General features: G+C 41.3%; 3 protein-coding genes. 1 reads left to right on the forward strand and 2 read right to left on the reverse strand.

All coding sequences use genetic code 11. From position 1 onward, the window contains the following. Window positions 1-184, forward strand: a 184-nt coding sequence (locus tag JCM17102_RS31065; protein WP_033887247.1) for a hypothetical protein, incomplete at its 5' end; no start/stop codon positions are given. A 104-nt stretch (window positions 185-288) separates the two neighbouring features. Here the strand turns inward: JCM17102_RS31065 and JCM17102_RS20885 are convergent. Both JCM17102_RS20885 and JCM17102_RS25355 read right to left on the reverse strand, forming a co-directional pair. Continuing rightward, window positions 289-801 carry a hypothetical protein gene (locus JCM17102_RS20885; RefSeq protein ID WP_025076557.1) on the reverse strand — a complete coding sequence of 171 codons (513 nt, stop codon included), beginning with the start codon at window positions 799-801 and terminating at the stop codon, window positions 289-291. 54 nt (window positions 802-855) lie between these two features. Then, window positions 856-1755, reverse strand: a 900-nt coding sequence (locus tag JCM17102_RS25355; protein ID WP_148302091.1) for an RHS repeat-associated core domain-containing protein, incomplete at its 5' end; no start/stop codon positions are given.

The following is a 1755-nucleotide window of genomic DNA, read 5'->3' on the forward strand; positions in this document are numbered from 1 at the left end:
AGATGTGCCCGTCCTCGTCGGTGGTCTGCGTACAATCGAGTGTACCCGTCGCATAGTCCTGCCGGTAGGTGAGGCTGTCCGCAGAAAGGCAATAGATCCGAACGCTCAGCTTAGGGTAGAAGGTCAGCTAATGCGCCAGTCCTTGCCGGTTCTGGTTGGTAAGGAAGAATGTTCGCTGTATTAAACAGGTAGAGTTGGTAAATATTTATGGAATAAACATTCCAATATATAAAATACCCTGATATAAATTATCTTTAATTAGATAACTTACATCAGGGTAATGATCAGTTATTCAAAATCAGGATACCAAAAATTATACTTTCCTGTCTTTATACGATCTACAATATCCCAAGGACTTAAAACCATCCCAATTTCTGCTTTCCTGTTTTCGCCTTCTAATTTCCCAACATCGGTAAAATTTTCGTCATTGATATGCCATACATACCACCTATGTGATATCTGAATCGGTTCTTCACCCGGCTCACGAACCCCGTCACTTGTACTTCTGAATAGAATATGGCTTGTATCTCCTACATCAGCGATACTTCCCACTTTCTCCCACAAAGAGAGTTTAGGCCCAAAATTAGTCACACAATGAGCATAAAACTCCACCTCGCCATTGACTATTTCTGATAACGTAGGATGTTCATCCAAAGTATACACCTTTTTAAAAGCTCTGATAACATCACTGTTCAACTGAGTTAGATCAAATGCTATCAGTTGGAAATACTTTATACCGGATTCTGATACTTTCACCGAAAAGACATCTCCAATTTTTGTTCTGATTCTTTTTGCTCCCATATTATTTTATACCATATTTTGCCCAGTTTTTAGGGGCGATTGAATTGATTTTATTTAATAATGTTCCTCCATTTTTTCCATTCCATACCGGTTAATTAAGGTTTGTTCCCATACCCGGGCTTGAGTTCTTGTCAGATTTTTAGCACCTTTAACAACTTCATATTTTAGTGCACCTCTTGCCGTTCCCGAATGTAAATGTTCCAAAAACCTGACAGATGGCTCACGACCTGTTATGCCTACATATCGAATAGTTCCCGAAGCATCTTTCCCTATGTAAACGGAATGGGTTCCAACAGCCGCTTCATTACCGATAGAAGAAGCTTCCACAGCTTGGGCAACACTGCTACTTTTGGAGGCAAATTGTCCGGCCAACTTTCCAATTCCCCAACCTAATAGTTTGCCTCCCATCAAAGCAACCCCCTGTTCTACCAGAAACTCTCCTACGGGACGGGCTATTGCATCAACTCCCCTGCTGGTCAGTCCATTGAACAATGCTGATTTTGAGTCTTCCGATAAAGGACTTTGATTGCCTAAGAACTGCTTCTGTAATTTTCCGCTACCGGCAATTAAGTCGAACGCATTGACTGCTTGGTTCGCAATGATACCACCATTCTGATAAGCGTTAAGATACAAACCATCTCCCAGAGATATAGAAACGGATGAACCGAGTCTTTCACATCCCTCAATTTCTTCGCTACCTTCTACCCAACGCAGGTTGCCGTTATTGTCTCTATACCAATCTTCTCCGGTAGGATCAATTTTATCAATGGGGCCATTGTTACAATAAACATATGGAGACAAGTAATTGTACTTTTCACATTTTGGATCTATTGCATGCCATCTTCCTATCGCCGCATCATAATGCCTCGCCCCATAATCATACCAGTTCAATCCATTCCTCGTATCCAACTCCTTACCATTATACTTGTAAGGCTGAACACTATTGGTTGATGT

It is taken from the genome of Bacteroides faecichinchillae JCM 17102 (genome assembly GCF_000614145.1).
Classification (GTDB): Bacteria; Bacteroidota; Bacteroidia; order Bacteroidales; family Bacteroidaceae; genus Bacteroides; species Bacteroides faecichinchillae.